Source organism: Leisingera sp. F5 (assembly GCF_001593695.1).
In genome coordinates this window covers 1-2,915 of record NZ_LUKH01000318.1, presented here as the reverse complement: position 1 = coordinate 2,915, position 2,915 = coordinate 1, and the positions used below count along the sequence as shown (strand labels likewise).

Sequence of the window (2,915 nt, the reverse complement as noted above, 5' to 3'; positions counted from 1 at the left end):
GGCTATCCCGGGTCTTACCAAAAAGGGTCGGAAATCAAGGGGCTGAAGGCCCTGCCCGAGGACAGCAGCAACATGGTCTTTCACGCCGGTACCAAGGCTGAAAACGGCAAGGTGCTGGCAGCCGGCGGCCGGGTTTTGAACGTGACCGCCCGCGGTGAGACCCTGAAGGAGGCACGCGACCGCGCCTATGCGATGGTTGACGGGATTGATTGGCCACTGGGGTTTTTCCGCCGCGACATCGGCTGGCGCGCGCTGGGTTGAGCATCTGTCCCGGCGGCGGCTCTCCCGCCTGTTTCCAGTCAATCGCAGATTGACAGTCTCAGTTGGGCGTGGCCGGGCGCAAATGCGCCCGGTGCGGCGGTATTGTTCCACCAGCCGGCAGTCTTCCTGACCGGAGCATTGCGGTACTCTGGACACCAGCCAGAAGCGGGATGCAGCGAAGCAATGAGAACCGTCCAAGGAGGCAAAGGCCAGTATCTGCAGGAGAAAGCGGCATGCCGTGCCATTCCCTCTCTGCGGCTTCTCATGCCGTCTGCACCGCTTGCCTTCTGCCATTGGCCAGCCGGGAGTGTTTCCGGCCCGCCCGCTGAGTGGCCCAGCTGTGAAACAGCCCCGCCGGGTCAATGCTGACGATCCGCGGCGTGCCACCCCTGATCAGGCGCAGCTTTGCCTATTTCGACGGGCGCATTGATCCGCCGTCTTCCATGCACCGGCTGACGGTGGATCGAATGAAGGATCGCTATCTGGCCGGCAGCAAGATTCGGGCCGTCGGCAGCCTGCCTGCGGCTTGCATATTCCTGATATCAAGGGCGGACTGCCTGTATCTGGGCAAACTGGCAGTCGATCCGGCCCAACGCGGATCGGGCCAGGCAAGGCAGAGGGTGGACCTGGCGGCAGAGCGCGCCAGGGATCTTGGCCTGCCGGCGCTTGAGTTGCAGACGAGGGTCGAACTTGTGGAAAACCACCGCAGGTTCGACCGACTGGGATTTATCAAGACCGCAGAAGGCGCTTATCCCGGCTGCAGCAGGGTGACCGGCATCACCATGCGAGTGACGCTATGGCGTCGGTTTTCTGAGCCGGGCGAAACAATTGCCGCTCCACAGGCCAAAGCGCACCCAACAGGTCAGAAGAGCGACAGAATCGGATCGCTGATCCCGCTGTTGAAAGGCGCGTTGAGATCTGCCAGCATCAGGAACCTGTTGCGGAATTCATCCAGTTTTCCGGCTTCGAGAAAATCTGCAGGATGGGTGGTCCCAAATGCAGCAAACGAGCGCTCCTTCATTTCCTCCACCTGCCTGTCCACATCCAGCTGGCCAAAACTTGATGGCAGCGCCAGCGCGCTTTCAAAAATCGTTTTCAGCGGCGGCGAACCGATAATGCCGTACCAATGGGCGTTTTCGCTGCCGCCTGCATCAGCAACGGTTTGCAGCTCGCGCTCAAAGGCCAGCGCCAAGCGCATGTTCTGATCGCTCTCACCGATCTCAATTTCAAACTGGCGGGTGGTGTAGAGCTCGGAAAGTTGCTCGGCAAAGCCTTCGGGATACTCCCGGTCAGTTTCCCCCCCATTGAAGGAAAAGGCATGAGCCATGGCCTTCAGGCCGGTGTCGTAATGCAAGTTTGCATATGACGTGCTGGACGACAGGTCAGATTCAAAGGCGCGGATCACGGTGTCAAAATCCAGGCTCCGCTTGCTCTGGCCAAAGATATCCAGCGTCGCATTAAACAAGCTTATATCAAAGACCAGCTGCCTTGGATCGGAGAAGGTGCCCAGCTTGTCCGTGATGTCATCAGAAAACACCTGCATCTTGCTCACATGATCCGGCCAGCCGTTCTGGAACGCATCAGCAAAGTCAAAGTAAGCAGCATTTTCCGGCTGGTTCACATAGGAGTTCGGGTCTGACAGATCGGATTCCAAAATCTGCCGCAGCTCGGCCTCGTCCCTGCCAAAAAGGCCGAATGTGTCCAGTGCATGCTCCAGAACCTCCGGGTTAGACAACAGCTCATCCGGATCGGTCATTTCATTGATATCCGGCCAGCCGAATCCAAAGGCCTCTGAGACCGCAAGATACCTAGTGTCCTCCAGCTGGTTCACAAAGGAATCCGGATCGGTGGTATCCGAATTCAGAACCCGGCGCAGGAAAACGGGGTTGGAGTTTTCCAGACCGAAGGTTTCGATGACAGCTTGCAAAAGATTTTCATCCTCCAGCAGCTCATCCGCGCTTGCCAGGCCATCTGTATGTTCATTGAATTCCCCGACCAGCGCCTGAATGCTGTTGTCATACACCGGCGGCGTATTGAAGCTGAATTGCTGGGCAAACTCAGTATATTTGGGATTGCTCAGCTTGTTTACAAAGGAGTCCGGGTCTTCCAAATCTGATTCCAGAACTTTCTGCAGAAAGAACTGGTTATTTTCGAGGCCTTCAAGGCCAACATTGCCGAGCGCCTTGCGCAGCAGGGTGCCGTTTGCCAGCAAATCATCCGGCGAGGCGACACTGGCAAATTCAGCGCCCGCCTTGGCGGTGGGAAGCGTTGGACCATCCGGACTGTTGAAGCCAAAGGTTTCCGCCAGCGCCTGATACCGGACGTCGTTAAGCCGGCTCACAAAGGATTCCGAGTCGCTGACATCGGACTCAAGCACCTTTTTGATGAACGCCCTGTTGCCGATATCCTCGTCCAGGCCAAAGGCGCCCAGGGTAACGGTCAGCAAATTGTAGTCATCCAGCAACTGGTCCGACGTCTGAATGCCGGTGATTTTTTGGTTGAAGTCCTGCAGCGCCCGGTCGATGACCGGCGACTTCTCATAAATTTCCTGCTGCTGGTCGCGGGTCCGCTGCAGGAAGGTCCACCCGCTGATACCGGTGCCCAACACATAGGGTGTAAAGCTCACGCGCCTGTCTCCTGTAAAACCGGCCCAG

Annotated in this window: 2 protein-coding genes and 1 pseudogene; 2 read left to right on the top strand and 1 reads right to left on the bottom strand. The window is 57.7% G+C overall.

What is annotated here, in order from left to right:
- Window positions 1-261: phosphoribosylglycinamide synthetase C domain-containing protein (locus tag A2I95_RS29525; protein ID WP_291735610.1), on the top strand; the 261-nt coding region annotated here is incomplete at its 5' end.
- A 362-nt stretch (window positions 262-623) separates the two neighbouring features.
- Window positions 624-929, top strand: a pseudogene (locus A2I95_RS29520) (GNAT family N-acetyltransferase); the annotation flags it as partial.
- 194 nt (window positions 930-1,123) lie between these two features.
- Here the strand turns inward: A2I95_RS29520 and A2I95_RS29515 are convergent.
- The gene (locus tag A2I95_RS29515) at window positions 1,124-2,887 is read right to left on the bottom strand and encodes a DUF1217 domain-containing protein (RefSeq protein WP_291735609.1); all 1,764 of its coding nucleotides are present in this window, start codon (window positions 2,885-2,887) and stop codon (window positions 1,124-1,126) included.
- Between the last annotated feature and the right edge of the window lie 28 nt (window positions 2,888-2,915).